The sequence below is a fragment of the Sinorhizobium sp. KGO-5 genome, assembly GCF_036245905.1.
GTDB lineage: Bacteria > Pseudomonadota > Alphaproteobacteria > Rhizobiales > Rhizobiaceae > Sinorhizobium > Sinorhizobium meliloti_A.
On sequence record NZ_BDIZ01000003.1, the window covers coordinates 558,027 to 575,062 of the forward strand.

Below are 17,036 nucleotides of genomic sequence, written 5' to 3' on the forward strand. Positions count from 1 at the left end.
CGGGCTCCTCAGGCAGCCACGTGGGTCTTGCCGCGAAGGAATTTCCAGAGGCCGAGGGCAAGTGCCGCGGCGATGCCGATTGCGAGACCCAGGACGGCGCCGCCGATCAGCAGGATCAAGGTACGCGGGGGCCAGCTTCGCGCATTGGGCGGCAGGGCCCGCGAGATGACGCGAATATTCGTGGTGTCGATCTGCTGGCGTTCGGTGATCTGCTGCGCGCGTGCCAGATGGGTTTCGTAGATCGCCGCCTTGCTGCGCGCGTCGCGTTCGAGGTCACGAAGCTGCACCTGGGCCTGGTTATCGGTGAAGACGTTCGATTTTTCGTCATCCGCCTTGCCGCGGAGCGCATCGAGCGCCTTTTGCTCCCGGTCGAAGTCGGCCTTCGCGCGCTCCAGAATGCGGCGGGCTTCATCCTTCATCGCCGCTTCCAGCGCCGTGCGCTCCGAGCGCGCGGCAACGAGCCGCGGATGCCGCTCGCCATAAGTGAGCTGCATGGAGCCGATCTGCTGCTGCAAGGCATTATACTGCTGGCGCAGATTGGTCATGTTTGCCGACTCGAACACCGAGGCGCTGGCGGTCTGGCCCTCGGCAACGGCCGCACTCATCTGCCTGTAACGCGTTTCCGCCTGGATGAAACGCTGCTGACCGTCGAGAACCTGGGTGTTGAGCTCACTCGAAAGCTGGTTGCTGACGAGCTCGCCATTGGTGGATTGCAGGCCGTTCTCACGCCGGAAATCCTCGACCCTCTTCTCCGCTTCGGTGACGTTGCGCCGCAGCTCGTCGAGTCGCTCGTTCAGGTTCTGCGCCACGCGGCCGGCGCTCTCGGCGGCCGACTGAAAGAGTTCCGCCTCGAATGCCTCGACGATCGCGTCCGAAAGGGCGATTGCCTTGGCCGGTTCTTCGCTCCACACCTTCAGGATCACGACGAAGGAACGTTCCTCCCGGCGCGCCTCGACCCTCTCGGACAGAGCGCGCATGGCCGCCAGCTCCTTGTCCACCTTGGCGTCCCGCGGCGCAATGAGCGTCTTCATCCAGTCGAGGATTGTCGGCCTGACGAATTCGGGATCGTCCGCAAGCCGCAACTCGTCGATGACGCGTTGGAGGACGTTGCGCGAGGTCAGGATCCGGAGCTTGCTCTCGACCTCCAGCAACTGCGCGTCGCGCTGAGGATTGGTCGTAAAGACGTCGTCGCTGACGACGTTGAGATTGGAAGGGTCCACCACGAGATCGGTATAGACCGTGTAACGCGGCGTCGCCGCCACGGCATAGGCAAAGGCGGCGGCAACCGAGAGGACGAGCGCAAGCACGATCCAGCGGGCGCCGTTGCGTAGCCACGCGATGAGGTCATTGACCCCGATGCTGCCCAGGAGGTGGATTTGCGGGAAGAAATCCGCGACGGAGGACGGCTGCTCCTCAAGAGCGCGCGCCTGGTGGGCGGGACCGGGAATATCAACCACGCGGGCGGAGGCGCCATCCTCTGCCTCCGCGGGGGCCTCTTCGCGAGCGGCGGCCTCTTCCGTTACCGCGGGCACGAGGTCGAGCAACGACCCTCCGCCCGCGCGAAGGCGCTGATGTGGCCTTTCAAGGCGTAATCCCAGTCCCTCGGGCTCGCTGCGCCGATACATCCGTTTTCCCCATCCCCTCGGAGCCACCAAGGTGCTTATTGCCGTATAAGCAATTCCCCATGCGGATTTAGGGCCTGCAGGGTGAATATTCGGTTAAGCGGAACTGTTCGGACGGTAACCTTTTGGGCAGGCCAATGCTCCTCTACGGGCACTGGTTCGTTTCCGCTGGGGAACTTCGACCTGCTTCCACAGTTTCTGTAGAATGCCCGACCTGACCAGCTATGCCGCGTTTCTGGGCGCCGTGCTTGCCTATCAATTGTCCGGAGTCGGCCCGGACATGATGCTTGTCATCAGCCGCGGCATCGGCCAGGGCCGACGGGCTGCGCTTGCAACCGCTATCGGATGCGTCGCGGCGGGCTTCGTCCAGATACCCTTGCTTGCCATGGGCCTTGCCACGGTCGTGGCGTCCTCGCCGCTCCTCTACAAGGCCATGCAATTTATCGGAGCGGCCTATCTGATTTATGTCGGGGTGCGTTTCTTGACGACGAGCAGTAAGACCTTCCTGCGCGAAGCGCCGGGCCGCACCACGTCTCCATCGCTTCTCGCCCCCTTCAGGCAGGGTGTGATCTGCAATCTGACGAATCCGACGTCGCTTTCCTTTATGCTCGCGATCCTTCCGCAGTTCGTGGCACCGTCCGCCGGATCGCCGGCCCTGCAATTCTTCATCCTCGGAGTTACGATGAAAGCCACCGGGCTGCTGGTCCTTGGTGCGGTGGCCCTCACCTCAGGCACATTCAGCAATTGGTTGTCGCACAGCAGTGCCTTTGTGGCGTGGCAGCAGCGCATTGCGGGCAGCATCATGATCGCGCTTGGCATACGGTTGCTGCTTTCTCCAGTCGCGCCCGCCCTTCACCGATGATCAGGACCGGCTGGAGCACTTCCGGGTAAAGCGTAATTCCTCAAGAGCACTCTTAGAAGTCGATCAGTTTCTGAACAGCTTCCTCTACCCGTACATTGTCACGAGGTCCAAGCGGCAAAATCGGCCGCGGGGGCAATGCCTGAAACAGTCCGAGGATGCTCCCGATAGCGTACATCACGCGGAAACTGCCGAACTCCTTGAATAGTGCCCATAAGGGTTGAAATGCGGTGTCGATCCGATGCGCTTCCGCACGATCGCCCCCTTTCGCCGCCCGAGTGAGTTTTGTTGCAGCCACGGGCAAAAGCCCGCCCGCGACACTGAACCACGCATCAGCACCGGACAGGAGCGCACCTGCTGCGCCCCAATCGCCGCTATAGCCGATAGCAAAAGCTGCAGACGTGTTCGCACGGAGTCGAGCGATCTCACCCGCGAAATCTCCGTCGGCAGGCAACGGCATCTTCACTGCGGCAATATTCGGCACCTGCGAGAGCCGTGTGATCAGTTCCTCGCTGAAAACGAACCTGGTCGTGCCCGGATTATTGTAGATGCAGAGCGGCAAGTCGGAAACGCCGGCAACGGCAACGAAATGCTGATAAACTTCCTCCTCAGTCAGAGGCGTGTAGGATACGGGAGCCAGGAGAAGTCCATCTGCCCCGGCTTCTTTCGCGTCGCGCGCGAGCGCCTGAGCCTCGTCGGTCCTGAGTGCGCCGACGCCGACGATGAGGGGAACTTTGCCTCCCACGCATTCGACAGCGATCTCCACTGCCCGTCGCCGTTCACCGCGCGAGAGAAATGCGTAAGCCCCTGTGCTGCCGAGCAATCCAATCGAGTCCGCGCGTGCTAGTCGGATACGCTCGAGCAGTCGCGACAGCGCCTCTTCCGAAACCTTGCCGCCCACATCGGCGGGTGTGGGCGGGAACGCTGACAGGCCATCAAATAAAGCCGCAGGTGCCATCGTCATTTCCCATCGACTGCGTCAGAACAGGCCTCGCTCATATAACCGCGAATGATCGCCGGCAAGACATGCAACCAAAAATCCGTCGGCAGCCGGCTCCGGGTCACTCGTAGGCGTGTTGCCGCCCGCTGCAGTCAACGATAAATTGCCATCAATGAAGAAAGGAAGCCGCATGGCGAACGTGACGATCCGCAACCTCGATGACGGGCTCAAGAAGCGCCTGCGCATTCGCGCCGCCGAGCATGGGCGTTCGATGGAGGACGAAGCGCGGGACATCCTTCGCGCCGCGCTTTCGACTACCGAATACCGACCGGCCAATCTCGCTACAGTAATCCGCATCCGAATGGCGCCGCTCGCAGGCGTCATGCTTGACCTTCCGCAGCGCGAGCCCATCCGCTACGCACCGGATTTCTCCGAGTGATTATCTCGATACCAATGTGCCGTCGGAGCTGTTGGCAGCCACCCTCTCCGTCGCGGTAGAGGCTGGCTCGCCTCCGTGGCAACCCGTAACGTCGCGGATCTCGCCGACACCGGTGTAACTATCATCAATCCCTGGGATCATCGGCCTTGAAATTTCAACCGGGCTAAAAATCCGTCAGCAGCCGGCTCCAGGTCTCCGAGGCGAGGCCGCCGATATAGATGCCGTTGCGCTCTGCCGCTTCCTTGAGGTCCGCATGGCGGGTCACCATGCAGAAGTAGCCGCGGTGCCGGAATGACAGCCATCGCTGGCGCGAGATAGCGTTCATCAGGAACGGCTGAGCCATGCCGACCGCCACGGCATAGCCTTCCGCATCGAGCTGCGCGAACATCGCCGCGGCGACGTCGCGCTCACGCCCCTCCTCGCAGACGAGATTGAGCACCGTGGCCGCGGCATCCTGCTTGCCGAAGAAAAGAAAGGCGCCAATCGTGCGACCGTCCGGCAGAACGACTTTCCTGCACTGGAGCGTCCCGAGGTTGCGGTTCATCGAAGCGACGCGCACGAGCCAGTCGAATTCGGCTGGCGACCAGACCGGGCGGATCGCAAAGCGTTCCAGCATCGGGCTCGCGCATTGGAGGAACTCCTCGACGCCCGCTGCCTCGCTCCTGCATTCGCCCTCGGCCTTCGGCCGCATGGAGGGCCGCAACCGGCGCAGTGCACGGTCAATCGGCCGGAGGACGCCGACGAGAACACGCGAGCGCGCGATTGGGAAGTGACGGCCCGCAAGGATCGCCGCCGCGGTCAACGGCAGAAACGAGCGCTGCCATTCGAGGCTCTGGATCGGCAGGACGATGCCGCCTCCCGCAACCCAATGGTCGGCGCTGACCGGCGACGCATTGTCGGAGAAGCACATGTCCTGGCGAGCCGCCCGCATGGTGCGCGCAAGACGCGCCGCTCCAACGGCCCCGGCCTTGCCATCCGCCATGAAGGCACAGAGAAGGCGGGCCATGGTCGGGCGGCCATTGACCATGAACGCCATCGGCACCGAGAGTATGGCGCTGTCTATGCCGTTTGCACCGCTCTCGTGCACGACGCTGCCGAGTTCCGGAGAATAGTGAGGGCTGCCGAAGAAGACGGTCTCGAGATACCGTCCGAGGTCATCGTCGGATGCCTGATCGTGCCTTCGGAAAATCCTGTTGAAAAGCCGCCCGACCGCCGCAACGTCGTCGCGCGCCATGGGCCGCGTACCGCGGCGCTGCCCTGCATCGGCCGGCACGCTCTCGGATACGCGTAGTTCATTCGCCTCCATCGTCATATGGCGCCCGCTCCAAGAGTGAGCGCAGCCTGGCGGCGGTCGCGCCGCACGAAGTGCAGGAACACGCTCCAGGAGGCGACGACCATCGCGATTTCGATTGCGTAGAAGGACAGGAAAGTTCCCATCGGCGGGGCGTACCAGCTTGCCCATGCGGCAAGGCCGGCACCGGCGATGCTGCCGAGCCCCATGACGGTCGCGCGGGCCGCGTGTGCGCCGGAGGCACCGAGCGCCTCGACCGCGACGGACCACATCGCGAGCGGCACCACGACCCAGCAGAGGCTTCTGACGAAGCCGACCAGCGAGAGATAGTCCTTGCCGAAGAGGTAGGGCAGGACCGGCGCCAGAACGAAAACGGTGACGGCCGCAGCCAGGCTGATGACGATTGCGGCAGCGAGCACCCGGCGCACCCGATGGAGGGCGTGGTGAAGCCCCGCCGCCGTCGCCCTCGCCGAACCCGGGTAGATAAGCCGGTTGAGCGCTTCCACCGAAAGATAGCTGCTCTCCAGCATGCGGCGAGCGACACTGTAGCTTGCGACGACCTCGGCGGTGGTGACGAGGCTCAGGACAAGCAGGTCGGCATTCTGGCGCAGCGCACGCAGGATGAAGGGAATGCTGAAGTAAAGGCCTTGCGGGAGTTCCTCCCGCACGATGCGGTAGCGCGGCGCACCGAGTCCCCGGATTGCCCGCATACACAAGAGCGCCACGAGGACATGGCAGAGAAACTGCCACACCGCCCAGGATGCGACGCTGGTGACGCCGAAGGCGATGCAGGCAAGTGCCGCCGCAACCGTGCGCGCCGCCGCAAAACCGACGACGACCTTGTTGGCGGAGGCAAAATCCGTGTGAGCGATAAAGATCTGCTCGGTGAGCACGATGACCCGGACCAGCAGGATATTGGTGACGAGCATCAGCGTGATCACGGCGACGTTCGTCACGGGATCCGGCGAAAGGGTGAAGAAGAACGGCAGGACCACCGCTCCCGACAGGACCAGGGCTGCCCCGCTCGCCACCGTCAGGATGACATTGTGTCCGAGCATCTGCGGGTAGATCGCGCGGTCGCGCGCGACCCGGCGCACCAGGCATTCCATCGCCCCGAGCCCGCAGAGATGGACGGCTATATTGGCGACCGCAGTAATTGCGACGAACACGCCGAACTCGTGGACGCCGAGCCAGCGGGCAAGGATGGCAAAGGTAAGGAGTTGCGCCGCAGAACCGAGAACCAGACTGCCGCCGGAGGCGAGATAGGACATGACCATCGGCAGGAATGGTCTGTCACCGCGCTGTTCCGTTACACCTTCCGAGACCATCCGTTCTGCCTTGACAAATCGACTTAAAGGCCGGCACCGGGCTGCGAAACGCCCCCCTCGCCGATTGAGGCGCACACTAGCGAGGATAAGTGATTGGCCGGTTAACATAAGCATTGTGGCGCCATGTGTTGTCGGACGCCCTGCATTTCAGCTTCCGTTTACCTGCACGCGCTAGTGTGCGCCGGACCGACATCCCATCCGATAACCGAAGGAGCCTTCGTGCTGCAGGGCGACAATCATCTTGACGGCCGGACCGAGGGTCGCGCGCCACGGCTCGTACGATTCATGGGCGTCGACCTCGAACTGGCGCCGGACGTGCTTGTGCCGAGGGAGGAGACGGAACTCCTCGGGCGGAACGCCGCAGCGATCCTGATCGAGCGCGCCGGACCGGCGACCGTGATCGACATGTGCTGCGGATCCGGGAATCTCGCTCTGGGGATCGCCGCGGAGGTACCGCTCGCGCGTGTCTGGGCTGCAGACCTCACCGACAGCACGGTCGCGCTTGCGAGGCGCAATGTCGAGCGCCTCTCGCTTGGAGACCGCGTCGTCATCCGCCAGGGCGACCTGTTCGCGGCCCTCGCGGGAGAGGACCTCGCGGGCGCCGTCGACATGATCGTCTGCAACCCGCCCTATATCTCGACATCCCGCCTGGAAGGCGACAGCGCGCATCTTCTCGCAAGCGAGCCGCGAGAGGCGTTCGACGGCGGGCCCTACGGCATATCCATCCATCAGCGGCTGATCCGCGAAGCCGCCGCCTTCCTCAAGCCGGGCGGCTGGCTTCTCTTCGAGTTCGGAGAGGGACAGGATCGCCAGGCCACGGCGCTTCTCGCCCGGACGAAGGCCTATGAGGCAGTGACATTCGCCGAGGACTCGGCCGGAAAGCCGCGAGTCGCACTGGCGCGCAGGCTGGGCGGTGCAGCGGCAGCCGCCGCGGCTGACGGGGCGGACAGATGAGCGACATCCGTTCGCTCGCAGCCGAGGATATTCCGGCTGTCGCGCGGCTCTTCCAGAAGGTCTTCCGCAACAGCGCGGAGGAGCCGCCGCCTGCGTTCATCGAATATCTTCGGCAACTCTATATCGATGCCCCGGGAAATGACCCGGAAATACGCCCGCTCGTGTATAGCAACGATGACGGCCGGATTTCCGGCTTCGTCGGAGCGAACACTCTGGCCATGACGTATCGCGGCAGGGCATTGCGCGCCGCCATCTGCGGCTCGCTGATGGTCGACGGCCGCGAAAGCGATCCGATGGCCGGCGCGCGGCTGCTGAAAGCGTTCCTTGCAGGACCGCAGGACCTTTCCTTCAGCGAAACGGCGAGCGAAGTTTCGACGCAGATGTGGACGAAGCTGCGGGGAGTCGTGCTGCCGCAATACAGCCTCGACTGGATACGCGTCATCCGGCCGGCATCGTTCGGCGTCGATCTCGTCGCGAGCCGGTTCGGTCCCGCCCGCGCACTCCGGCCGCTGGCTCATGCATTCGATCGCCGCCATCGCGGAAAGTTGCGACGCGGCGAGCTGCGCTGGTCGGGCGTGCCCGAGGCCGCCACCCAAGGACGGCTGCAGGTCACCGACATCGACCGGCATGGCTTCGCCGAGCTCTTCGCCCCCTTGACCAGGCAGTTTGCCGTGCAGCCGGCCTGGACCGAGGGCCAGCTAGACCATATCCTCGAAGACGCGGAGAAGAAGCCGGAATTCGGCGAGCCGGTGCTTGCGGCCGTCAGAACGCGAAGTGGTGCGCCCGTCGGAGCGTTTTTCTACCACCTGCAGCCCGGCGGAACTGCCAGGGTTCTCCAGGTCCTCGCCCAGCCGGGACAGGCCGGGCCGATCCTCGACTGCCTGATAGAGCACGCGGCCGCGCGCGGAGCCGCTGCGGTTCGCGGTCGAACCCAGCCGGCGCTGCTTGAGGCCATGATGGGCCGCCGTATCGGCTTCGTCCATGCCGCCTCGACCGTCGTCCACTCCCGCGAGGAGGAACTCGTCGACGCTTTCCGTCACGCACGAGGGTTCATCAACGGGCTGGCGGGGGAACACTGGAGCCGGCTGATCGGCGGGACGTTCAACCGGATCTAAAGCACTTCCAAGAAGGCGCAGAGTGGTCTTGCGTCCGGGAATGCGCCGTTCGAAGTGCTCTAAACCACGATGATTTCAGGCCGGGTCGGCCTAAAATCATCAAACAACCGCGGCGGGTATGCCGGATCTGAACAGCCCTAGACCTGAAGCTGCTCGGCGAGAGGCTTTTGATAGACGACGATCGGGGCGTGATAGGGTACACGCTTGTAAAGATCGATGACGTCCTGGTTCACCAGCCGAACGCACCCTGACGAAACTGCCTTGCCGATCGATTTCCATTCCGGCGTGCCGTGCAGACGGTACAGCGTGTCCTGCCCGTTCTGGAAGATGTAGAGCGCACGGGCACCCAAGGGATTGTCTATGCCGGGGGCCATGCCGCCATTTTCGACGGAGTATTTTTCGAGTTCCGGCCGGCGGGCGATCATATCGGCCGGAGGCTTCCACCGGGGCCAGGGCTGGCGCCAGTGTATGATCCCTTCGCCCTGCCAGGCGAAGCCCTCGCGCCCAATTCCGACGCCGTAGCGCATCGCCGTTCCGCCGGGCTCGATGAGGTAGAGGAACCGCCCGGGCGTGTCTACGACGACCGTCCCCGCCGGTTCGCCGGTGGGGTCCGGCACCCGCTGGCGCAAATATTTCGGATCCATCTCCCTATAGGGAACTGCCGGAATGAAATGCCCGCCGTCTTCGACGGCAGCATATCTGGCTTCCAGTTCGGCATCGCTCGCCAGCCCGATCGGGCGGCTCACCAGACGCGGCACGGGGGCGCGCTGCGCTTGCGGCGCAGAGGTCGAGCACCCCGCGACGGCTGCCGTTGCGGAAATCGCTCCCAGAAGAAGCGTGCGTCGTCGTAATTGAATTTTGCTAAACATCTCAAGCAGGTACGAAGAGAGAAAAGGGGGTCGCGTGTAGACGTGTAGCCGACTCGCCTGGATTGCCAAACTCACGGCCAATCACATGTTCGATATCTGCAAGCATCGCGCGGAGGGTCGTCGGAGATTTAGAAGTGACGAAGTCGGCAGCCCTCCAGCCGGAGGAATGAGGTATGTGCGGTTTTCCGCCCGCATTCCGCTCTATTCCTGGATTTGATCACGTTTATGCTTCTAGCCGACCCGACCTGAAAGCATCGTGCCTAGGAATGCAGCTGCCGCGATCCCGCAGATCTGCGTATGGCGGCCGGCAGCGGCGCGGGCTGGCCGCAATAGACCGGGTACAGCGTCGGCTCGGACAGAAGGAAGCCCTGCACATGCGTTGCGCCGGCCTTTTTGACGGCTTCGAGCTGTCCGTAGGTCTCGATGCCGTCGACGACCACCGTCGGCGCAACGCAGGAAGCGAGCCCCACCAAATGATGGAGGAACCCCTTGCCCCCGCCCTGGCCGCGGCCGATGAAGAATGCGTCCAGTTTCACGATGTCGACGGGAATGGACAACAGCGATTCCGGCGTCGAGTGACCCGTTCCGAAACTGTCCAGGGCGATTCTGTAGCCCAGTTCGCGCGCGCCTTCAATGAACTCCGCCGCCATCGGCAGGGTGGCCAGCGGCAGGCACTCCGTTATCTCGAGAACCAGGCGCGAGGCCATTTCCCGATTTCGCGAAAGCAGATCGTAGAGTTCCGACCAAGTGTTCTCGTCGAGAATGTTCCCGGCCGAGATATCGCAACCCAACACGCCTGACGGATTGCAGTCGAGCCACTCGAATGCGAGACCGAGCATGTATCGATCGAATGACGCAACGCGTCCCGACGCTTCGAGAAAAGCCGTGAATTCCTCGCTCGTCCTGACCGCTCCGTCACGTTCTACGAGTCTGCCTAGGCATTCCGAATAGAGCACCTCGCCCGTATCGCCGACCGCATTGACCTGTTGCAGCGAGAAGCCTATCCGTCCCTCCCGCATCGCTTGGGTCACGGCGCCGACGACACGGTCGAATCTTCTCAGATGTTCCATCCGGCGACGCGCCTCGCTCGGTCAGTCTTCGATCACGACGTCCTCATCGGGCGTCGTGTCGAGAAGGTGCTCACGAATATCGTCTATCTTCCCGACGGACGATCCGACGCCAAGCGTTTCCTTGACGTCCTCAAGTGTCGCATCCGTCACTTCGCCGCCATTCGTGAAGCTTGCAATCGCCTCGCGCAGCGCTTCATCGCTGAGAGCCGGATCGGTCGGGATGACGTCCGAGCCGAACTCCGCCTCGAACTCTGCATAGGCGATCGCATAGGCGGAGATTGCCGCCATTCGCGGATCGTTCGAGTTCAGGTAGGCGTGATAGTTCCGGCCGAGCGAGCTCAGCTTTGCCGTTTCGGCCTGCGGATTCTTGGGCTTCGGCGTCGGGACAGCCGTTTCCGTCACCCTGGCCTTTACTACCTTACCGGACTTCCCGGACTTGCCGTGCGCCGCTTTTCCGGACTTCCTGCCGTGCTTGAACAGGTCCTGGAGGAAGCGCGGCGTGCCCGCGCGCTCGCCGCCCGATCTGCCCGAATCGGATCGGGCCTTCGCGTGGCTTCCGCTATTGCCGTGGCTTCCGCTCTTGCCGTGGCCGCCGCCATTGCCGTGGCCCCCGCCATTGCCGCCGCCATTGCCGTTGCCGCCGCCACCATTGCCGCCACCGTTGCCATTGCCGCCCTTGGCGAATGCGATGTCCGACATGCCGGGTGCAAGGCCCGCCAGGGGAGCGCCTGCGAGCGCCAGCGCAATAAGACCTCGTCCGACGAATTTGGAAATAGGCATGAGGGCCTCCTATCGAAAGTCGCGGCCGTTGTTGCTGCGGCCGATTTTCTGCTTCAATTGATTAAGCGATAGCGTGCAACTGGTGCGGGTTCCACCGCCGCCGGACCAATGCGCCGGTTGATTGGACTTAGGTCCGTGGGCTCGGTCGTCAAAAGTCCCAAGATGCGCTATGACCAAGGGGTAAGGGATGGCGCGCGTTGACCGGCCGGCCGGAAATGCTAATTTGGCGGTTGCAAAGAACGCAGCAGTGCCGGCGACGAATTGAGCGGGCCATCGTGAGATCTCTCGTGCACGTCGACGCCCTCATCAGACGGTGGAACTCTCAGCCGCTGGCGAAGCAGTTCCTCATTATCGGTGGCTCTGTAGCCGCCGCGGCGATGCTCGTCGTCGGCGCCTTCGTGACGAGCCTTATAGAGGACGCCGTGACGCGCAACTCCGCGGCCACCACGGCGCTCTATGTCGATAGCGTGATTGCGCCGCTCCTGCCCGACATGCAAACGACGCAGGTGCTCGACGATTCGGTGGCACGGGCGCTTGACGAAACGCTTGGGCAGGGCGCTTTGGGTGATCGGCTTGCTTCATTTCGCCTCTGGCGTGCCGACGGCACGGTTCTCTATTCGAGCGACAAGGCCATGGTCGGTCAGAAGTATGAGCTGGGTCCGGAGCTGACGGCGGCATTCGACGGCGGCATGGTCGCTCGTTTCATGCCTCTCGACGAGGCCGACGGCGAGACGGAGCGCCTTTCGAGCAGTCCTCTCCTGGAGATCTACAATCCCCTTCTCCAACCCTGGTCCGGCGAGGTGGTCGCCGTCTCGGAATTCCACGAGATTGCCGACGAATTCGAGCAGAGCCTCAATCGGGCGAGGCTTCACACGTGGCTCGCCGTTGCCGGCTTCACGCTCGCCTTCTTCATCGCCCTTTCGGCCATCGTCCTGCGCGGCAGCAGAACGATAGAGAAGCAGCGCCATGCGCTTGCGCAGCGCGTCGACGAGCTTTCGGCGCTGCTTGCGCAGAACGAGACACTGCGCGGGCGCCTGCGCCAGGCCTCCCAGCGAGCGACCGCGCTGAACGAGACCCTGTTGCGGCGGATCGGCGCCGATCTGCATGACGGGCCGGCGCAACTCGTGGCCTATGCTTCCCTGCGACTGGACAGCAACAAGCTTGTCAGCCCCACGACGCCCGCCGAACTGCGCGAGCGTGAGATCGCCGCCATCAAGGGCAGCCTCGACGAGGCGATGAACGAGATCAGAACGCTGTGCAGCGGGCTGGTCCTGCCGCAGATAGAGACCGCCGGCCTGAGGAAAATTCTGGAGCGCTGCGTCCACGCCCATGAACAACGAACGGGAACCACCGTGGAGTTGTCGATGACCGACCCGCCCGAGCGCCTTTCGGCATCGGCGAAGATCTGCATATACCGTTTCGTGCAGGAAGCGCTTAACAATGCCTACCGTCACGGCGGCGGCATCGCGCAGCGCGTGACGCAGAGCACGAAGGGTGACAAGGTTACCGTCGAGGTTGCAGACGGCGGGCCGGGCTTCGACCCCAAAGACGTACGGCCGACGAGCCTCGGCCTCGCGGGCCTTGAAGGCCGGGTCGAGAGCCTCGGCGGAACATTCGAGATCAACCCCAACGCACCCGGCACGATTGTCCGGATGTCGATCGGTTTTGAGGAAACGGAGCAGGCATGATGACGGGAATTCGAGTAGCCGTGGTCGATGACCACCCCTTGTTCAGGGAGGGTGTGACACGGAGCCTGTCGGAGATCGACGGGTTCGAGGTCGTCGCCGAAGGCGGGTCGCGGGACGAGGCGATCGCGATTGCGCAAAATTTCAACCCTGATGTGATGCTGCTCGACATCTCCATGCCGGGCGGCGGGCTGAACGCCATTCCGGCGATCCTGAGCGTCGCGCCCTCACAAAAGATCGTCATGCTGACCGTTTCCGAGGCGAATGACGACGTCGCTGCAGCTCTCAAGGAAGGCGCGAAAGGTTACCTTCTCAAGGGGATCGGTGCGAGGGCGCTGGCGGACGTCATTCGCACTGTCGCCTCAGGCGAGAGCTATGTCGCCCCCACCCTTTCCGCCAAGCTGCTGACGGGCCAGCTGGCCAATCCCGCACCGGCCAAATCCAACCTCGTTGCCGAGCTGACGCGGCGCGAACAGGAGGTCCTGCACCTCGTCGCCTCGGGAATGAGCAACAAGCAGATTGCCCGGAAGCTCGATCTGCACGAGAAAACGGTGAAACATCACATGACGCAGATCATGGCGAAGCTTGACGTCGCCAACCGGACGGAGGCCGCCATGGTACTGCGCGACGCGCTCGACTGGCGTCCTGTCAGTCAATGAAGGACAGAAGCCGTTTCCGGTCGGCCGACGTTGCACGCCGGTTGACAATAGTGCGCCCGCGCGAATCCTTCATGATATAACGGGCGCCTTCGATCACCTCGCTGATGCCGTCCCGGTGACGTACGCGCAAGACGGAGCCGCCCCCTTCCACGGACGTCGTTGCTTTTCCGCTTGCCCGGCCGGAATTCGAATTGCCGCCGCCCTTACCGTTTCCGCCGCCCCCGTTTCCACCGCCTCTTCCGCCGCCGTTGCCACCGCCTCGTCCGCCGCCGCCACCGCCGCCACCGCCGCGCCCGCCGCCGCTACCACCTCCCTTGGCGAGAGCGGATTGCGGTTCCAGTTCGATGCCTGAGCCCGACAGCGCGATTTTGTAAGGCGATACGGCGATGGGAAGGCCGACCGAAACCCAGCACAGTGCTGCAAGAAAGTTTCGACGCGTGACCATCACGCTCCTCCTGAAGAGTTTTACCGGGATGCGCCTGATCGCGGTCTCGCGAATGCCTTGACGCTATCACCGATCGTCGGCGTCGCCGCCGACCCGACAACAGTCCACCGGGAAAGCCCGACACTCGCTTTCGCCGGCTGTTGCGCCATCTTTGGTCACGGCCTGACCGGTGCGTCAACTGCAATCGGGGTGTCTCAGACGTTTCGCTTTCGCCGGTCGGACGATCGTCCGATGTGATTCGGACGAAAGTCCGACGACGGGGCGCGGTGGCCAGGCGAAAGCCGTACTGCAGCCTCCCGGACGAGAGGCTGCAGGAAGAGATATCCATCCGGTTGCCATTCGCGCAACCTGGCCGGACCATGGTGCCGCTGCGGCCGGCTCAGGCCGCCCGCACGCCCGCCTTCATCGGTATCTCGATGTCGACTTCGAGCGTGGTGACGTGCTCGCCGCGTTCCATCGTGACGTTGACCTTGTCGCGGTCGACCTGGACATGCTTGGCGATGACCGCGAGAATTTCTTCCCGGAGCACCGCAACGAGGTCCGACTGGCCGACCGACGCCCGCTCATGCGCCAGCAGCACCTGCAGGCGCTCGCGCGCCGTCGGCGCCGAGGTCTGCTTGCTGAAGAAACGGAAAATGCTCATGCTGCCCTCCGTCCGAATATCTTGCCCAGGAAGCCGCGCTTCTCGCCGGGAATGGTCATCGGCACCGTTTCCCCCGCAAGGCGGCGCGCGGCATCCAGATAGGCGCGTGCCGGAGCGCTGCTGCTGTCGGCGAGCGTCACCGGGGCACCGAGGTTGGAAGCCTTGAGAACGTCCATGCTTTCGGGAACGATTCCGATGAGCGGGATCGACAGGATCTCGAGAACGTCATCGACCTTGAGCATGTCGCCGCGCTCGGCGCGGACGGCGTCGTAGCGCGTCAGCAGCAGGTGCTTCTCGACCCGCTCTCCGCGCTCTGCCCTTTCGGTCTTGGCATCGAGCAGGCCGATGATGCGATCGGAGTCGCGGACCGATGAGACTTCCGGATTGGTGACGATGACGGCGAGGTCGGCGTGGCGCATCGCGAGCGTCGCGCCGCGCTCAATCCCGGCCGGGCTGTCGCAAATGATCCAGTCGAAGTGTTTCTTGAGCTCTTCCATCACCCGCTCGACGCCCTCGGGGGTCAGGCTGTCCTTGTCGCGGGTCTGCGATGCCGGCAGCAGGAAGAGGGTGTCGAGCCGTTTGTCGCGGATCAGCGCCTGCGGCAGCTTCGCGTCGCCCTGGATCACGTTGACGAGGTCGTAGACGACCCGGCGCTCGGCGCCCATGACGAGGTCGAGATTGCGCAGCCCGACGTCAAAATCGACGACGACCGTTTTCTCGTTGCGCTGCGCCAGCGCCGCACCCAGTGCGGCGGTTGACGTCGTCTTGCCGACGCCGCCCTTTCCAGATGTAACTACAACTACTTTCGCCATCTTCCCGCTCCTGTTGTCAGAGCGGGAGGAAAACTGTGAGCGGTTTCCGCCCGCATCCCCGCTCTAATTCTATAAATCAGCCGGCGACCGGCTCAGTTCAGTCTTTCTGCCATGATCGAATCGCCTTCCAGCCACAGCTGGACCGACTGCCCGCGCAGATTGGGGGCCATGTCCTCGGCCGTCTTGTAGACGCCGTCGATTGCCAGCAGTTCCGCTTCGAGCCGGCGGCAGAAGATGCGCGCAGACGCGTTTCCGACCGAGCCTGCCAGCGCCCGCCCTCGGAGCGTCCCGTAGATATGGACTGAACCTCCTGCGACGATCTCCGCGCCGGATGCGACGGAGCCAACCACCGTCACGTCGCCTTCCGGGAAGATGACCGACTGTCCGGACCGAACCGGTTCCCGGACGATGATCGATGCCGTCGCCCGAACCGGCTGAACGTCCTCCGACGTAATCGGCGCAGCGGCCTTTCCCTTGCCGGCCTTCGGCGGATCGGCCGGATCGGCCTCGGGTACTTCGAAATCGGGAGCCGGCCGACCGCCCTTCATGGCAGGCGGCATCCCCGGCTCGAAAAGCGAGGGACGTCCGCCTTCGATCCCCATGACCCTGACATTGCGCTGGCCGAGCTCGTCGAGCAGGCTCTTCAACTGTTTCCGGTCGATCTCGAGATCTGCCACATCGAGCACCACCGGGCGCCCCAGGAAGAAGCCCGCCGAACGCGAAGCGAGGTCATCGAGCCGGCCAAGCCACCAGTCGAGCGGCAGTTCCGGGGAAAGCACCAGCGCCAGGAAGGAGCGGCCCTTGATGCGGATCGAGCGAGCGTCTGTTAGCACTTTGGTCATCTTCGTTAATTTTTGGTTGCCAAGATGTAGGCGAGCCATGGTTAACAAACAGTTAACCGGGCCTCCTTCTTTGCCTGATCTTCGGTCCGTTTCGCCCCTGCACGACGTGAAGTTTCCGTCACGCGCGAGACCGTCTGTCCAAGATGAGACTCGACGGAACCGGCGACCAGTTCTAGGCAGCATGGTGACGAGGGGAGCTTGCACAGGGCTGACGAAGGCGGGATGCCCATGCGGGAAGAATTGACCGCTGCCCCGTAATCGGGGGGAGAGAGACCCTGCGAACCTCTCCCCCCGCACTTCTCAGGGTTTGCCTCCAGATCAATCCGGATGCCTTGCCCTGGCCTGGATGAAGGCGTCTATGTCCCAGATGGGAAATTCCTCCTCCGCCTCCGGAAGGCCGATATCGCGGCGCATCCGATTCGACAGGTGAGAGATCTGGTTTTGCGCCTGATGGCGCCTCCATGCGGCCGACATCAGTGCCCGTGCGGTCTTCCAGACGCCGAATTTGCGGTAAAGCTCATCGGCCGCCGCCGCGAGGGGCTCGACAACTATTGCTTGTGGTTCACGCATGACTGTCCGTCCCGGCGCGGTGATGCAGCCAGGTCCTTTCGAGGATCAGAAGACGTGCGGATGCGGAACGAAACAATGCGAACAATTGTCCCGTCAGCCGGTCACGTCAGTTA

18 protein-coding genes are annotated in these 17,036 nt (G+C 63.6%); 6 read left to right on the plus strand and 12 right to left on the minus strand.

The window, feature by feature from the left end:
• Positions 1–8: 8 nt before the first annotated feature.
• The gene (locus tag BHD07_RS16670; RefSeq protein ID WP_338281755.1) at positions 9–1,625 is read right to left on the minus strand and encodes a GumC family protein; all 1,617 of its coding nucleotides are present in this window, start codon (positions 1,623–1,625) and stop codon (positions 9–11) included.
• Positions 1,626–1,827: 202 nt separating this feature from the next.
• On the opposite strand from BHD07_RS16670, the gene BHD07_RS16675 reads away from it, so the two are divergent.
• Complete coding sequence (locus tag BHD07_RS16675) at positions 1,828–2,484, plus strand: LysE family translocator (protein ID WP_275599350.1); 657 nt, start codon at positions 1,828–1,830, stop codon at positions 2,482–2,484.
• Between the two features lie 52 nt (positions 2,485–2,536).
• Here the strand turns inward: BHD07_RS16675 and BHD07_RS16680 are convergent, their stop codons facing one another.
• A complete protein-coding gene (locus BHD07_RS16680) occupies positions 2,537–3,439 on the minus strand; it encodes a dihydrodipicolinate synthase family protein (RefSeq protein ID WP_275599351.1) in 903 nt (300 codons plus the stop codon).
• Positions 3,440–3,611: 172 nt separating this feature from the next.
• On the opposite strand from BHD07_RS16680, the gene BHD07_RS16685 reads away from it, so the two are divergent.
• Complete coding sequence (locus tag BHD07_RS16685) at positions 3,612–3,860, plus strand: FitA-like ribbon-helix-helix domain-containing protein (RefSeq protein WP_275599352.1); 249 nt, start codon at positions 3,612–3,614, stop codon at positions 3,858–3,860.
• A gap of 163 nt (positions 3,861–4,023) precedes the next feature.
• Here BHD07_RS16685 and BHD07_RS16690 read toward each other — a convergent pair whose 3' ends face one another.
• Together BHD07_RS16690 and BHD07_RS16695 are read right to left on the minus strand one after the other, a co-directional pair.
• Positions 4,024–5,172 carry a GNAT family N-acetyltransferase gene (locus BHD07_RS16690; protein ID WP_338281757.1) on the minus strand — a complete coding sequence of 383 codons (1,149 nt, stop codon included), beginning with the start codon at positions 5,170–5,172 and terminating at the stop codon, positions 4,024–4,026.
• Complete coding sequence (locus BHD07_RS16695) at positions 5,169–6,479, minus strand: lipopolysaccharide biosynthesis protein (RefSeq protein WP_338281758.1); 1,311 nt, start codon at positions 6,477–6,479, stop codon at positions 5,169–5,171. Before BHD07_RS16695 ends, BHD07_RS16690 begins: the two co-directional genes overlap by 4 nt.
• A gap of 219 nt (positions 6,480–6,698) precedes the next feature.
• Here BHD07_RS16695 and BHD07_RS16700 point away from each other — a divergent pair, with 219 nt between their 5' ends.
• Both BHD07_RS16700 and BHD07_RS16705 read left to right on the plus strand, forming a co-directional pair.
• Complete coding sequence (locus BHD07_RS16700; RefSeq protein ID WP_275599355.1) at positions 6,699–7,433, plus strand: N5-glutamine methyltransferase family protein; 735 nt, start codon at positions 6,699–6,701, stop codon at positions 7,431–7,433.
• Positions 7,430–8,548, plus strand: coding sequence for a hypothetical protein (locus BHD07_RS16705; protein WP_338281760.1), 1,119 nt, complete (start codon positions 7,430–7,432; stop codon positions 8,546–8,548). Before BHD07_RS16700 ends, BHD07_RS16705 begins: the two co-directional genes overlap by 4 nt.
• A gap of 137 nt (positions 8,549–8,685) precedes the next feature.
• On the opposite strand, the gene BHD07_RS16710 is transcribed toward BHD07_RS16705, so the two are convergent.
• From BHD07_RS16710 to BHD07_RS16720, 3 genes are all read right to left on the minus strand, one after another.
• Positions 8,686–9,417 (minus strand): L,D-transpeptidase, encoded by a 732-nt coding sequence (locus BHD07_RS16710; RefSeq protein ID WP_100671433.1) that lies wholly within the window; start codon positions 9,415–9,417, stop codon positions 8,686–8,688.
• Between the two features lie 260 nt (positions 9,418–9,677).
• Positions 9,678–10,487, minus strand: coding sequence for an EAL domain-containing protein (locus BHD07_RS16715; RefSeq protein ID WP_324764603.1), 810 nt, complete (start codon positions 10,485–10,487; stop codon positions 9,678–9,680).
• Positions 10,488–10,508: 21 nt separating this feature from the next.
• Positions 10,509–11,267, minus strand: coding sequence for a hypothetical protein (locus tag BHD07_RS16720; protein WP_324764602.1), 759 nt, complete (start codon positions 11,265–11,267; stop codon positions 10,509–10,511).
• A 275-nt stretch (positions 11,268–11,542) separates the two neighbouring features.
• Between BHD07_RS16720 and BHD07_RS16725 the strand changes: the two genes are divergently transcribed.
• Positions 11,543–12,955: a sensor histidine kinase gene (locus BHD07_RS16725; RefSeq protein WP_324764601.1), complete on the plus strand. Its 1,413-nt coding sequence runs from the start codon at positions 11,543–11,545 to the stop codon at positions 12,953–12,955.
• A complete protein-coding gene (locus BHD07_RS16730; RefSeq protein WP_102764556.1) occupies positions 12,952–13,611 on the plus strand; it encodes a response regulator in 660 nt (219 codons plus the stop codon). Before BHD07_RS16725 ends, BHD07_RS16730 begins: the two co-directional genes overlap by 4 nt.
• Here the strand turns inward: BHD07_RS16730 and BHD07_RS16735 are convergent.
• The 5 genes from BHD07_RS16735 to BHD07_RS16755 form a co-directional block, all read right to left on the minus strand.
• Complete coding sequence (locus BHD07_RS16735) at positions 13,601–14,056, minus strand: hypothetical protein (protein ID WP_338281768.1); 456 nt, start codon at positions 14,054–14,056, stop codon at positions 13,601–13,603. The genes BHD07_RS16730 and BHD07_RS16735 overlap by 11 nt on opposite strands.
• Before the next feature lie 379 nt (positions 14,057–14,435).
• Entirely contained in the window at positions 14,436–14,699 is a 264-nt protein-coding gene (gene minE / locus BHD07_RS16740) for a cell division topological specificity factor MinE (protein ID WP_003526351.1), read from the minus strand.
• Positions 14,696–15,511 carry a septum site-determining protein MinD gene (gene minD / locus BHD07_RS16745; RefSeq protein ID WP_003526353.1) on the minus strand — a complete coding sequence of 272 codons (816 nt, stop codon included), beginning with the start codon at positions 15,509–15,511 and terminating at the stop codon, positions 14,696–14,698. The genes minE and minD overlap by 4 nt, the downstream gene beginning before the upstream one ends.
• Positions 15,512–15,603: 92 nt before the next feature.
• The gene (minC, locus tag BHD07_RS16750) at positions 15,604–16,353 is read right to left on the minus strand and encodes a septum site-determining protein MinC (RefSeq protein ID WP_324764599.1); all 750 of its coding nucleotides are present in this window, start codon (positions 16,351–16,353) and stop codon (positions 15,604–15,606) included.
• Between the two features lie 318 nt (positions 16,354–16,671).
• Positions 16,672–16,923 (minus strand): DUF1127 domain-containing protein, encoded by a 252-nt coding sequence (locus BHD07_RS16755; RefSeq protein ID WP_275599363.1) that lies wholly within the window; start codon positions 16,921–16,923, stop codon positions 16,672–16,674.
• Positions 16,924–17,036 lie beyond the last annotated feature (113 nt).

What these genes read in the sequence shown, in the direction of transcription:
- BHD07_RS16680 (WP_275599351.1), bottom strand. Translation starts at nt 3,439, where the DNA reads ATGGCACCTGCGGCTTTATTTGATGGCCTGTCAGCGTTCCCGCCCACA.
- minE (WP_003526351.1), bottom strand. Translation starts at nt 14,699, where the DNA reads ATGAGCATTTTCCGTTTCTTCAGCAAGCAGACCTCGGCGCCGACGGCG.
- BHD07_RS16690 (WP_338281757.1), bottom strand. Translation starts at nt 5,172, where the DNA reads ATGACGATGGAGGCGAATGAACTACGCGTATCCGAGAGCGTGCCGGCC.
- BHD07_RS16670 (WP_338281755.1), bottom strand. Translation starts at nt 1,625, where the DNA reads ATGTATCGGCGCAGCGAGCCCGAGGGACTGGGATTACGCCTTGAAAGG.
- BHD07_RS16730 (WP_102764556.1), top strand. Translation starts at nt 12,952, where the DNA reads ATGATGACGGGAATTCGAGTAGCCGTGGTCGATGACCACCCCTTGTTC.
- BHD07_RS16695 (WP_338281758.1), bottom strand. Translation starts at nt 6,479, where the DNA reads ATGGTCTCGGAAGGTGTAACGGAACAGCGCGGTGACAGACCATTCCTG.
- minC (WP_324764599.1), bottom strand. Translation starts at nt 16,353, where the DNA reads ATGACCAAAGTGCTAACAGACGCTCGCTCGATCCGCATCAAGGGCCGC.
- BHD07_RS16735 (WP_338281768.1), bottom strand. Translation starts at nt 14,056, where the DNA reads ATGGTCACGCGTCGAAACTTTCTTGCAGCACTGTGCTGGGTTTCGGTC.
- minD (WP_003526353.1), bottom strand. Translation starts at nt 15,511, where the DNA reads ATGGCGAAAGTAGTTGTAGTTACATCTGGAAAGGGCGGCGTCGGCAAG.
- BHD07_RS16720 (WP_324764602.1), bottom strand. Translation starts at nt 11,267, where the DNA reads ATGCCTATTTCCAAATTCGTCGGACGAGGTCTTATTGCGCTGGCGCTC.
- BHD07_RS16715 (WP_324764603.1), bottom strand. Translation starts at nt 10,487, where the DNA reads ATGGAACATCTGAGAAGATTCGACCGTGTCGTCGGCGCCGTGACCCAA.
- BHD07_RS16755 (WP_275599363.1), bottom strand. Translation starts at nt 16,923, where the DNA reads ATGCGTGAACCACAAGCAATAGTTGTCGAGCCCCTCGCGGCGGCGGCC.
- BHD07_RS16675 (WP_275599350.1), top strand. Translation starts at nt 1,828, where the DNA reads ATGCCCGACCTGACCAGCTATGCCGCGTTTCTGGGCGCCGTGCTTGCC.
- BHD07_RS16705 (WP_338281760.1), top strand. Translation starts at nt 7,430, where the DNA reads ATGAGCGACATCCGTTCGCTCGCAGCCGAGGATATTCCGGCTGTCGCG.
- BHD07_RS16710 (WP_100671433.1), bottom strand. Translation starts at nt 9,417, where the DNA reads ATGTTTAGCAAAATTCAATTACGACGACGCACGCTTCTTCTGGGAGCG.
- BHD07_RS16685 (WP_275599352.1), top strand. Translation starts at nt 3,612, where the DNA reads ATGGCGAACGTGACGATCCGCAACCTCGATGACGGGCTCAAGAAGCGC.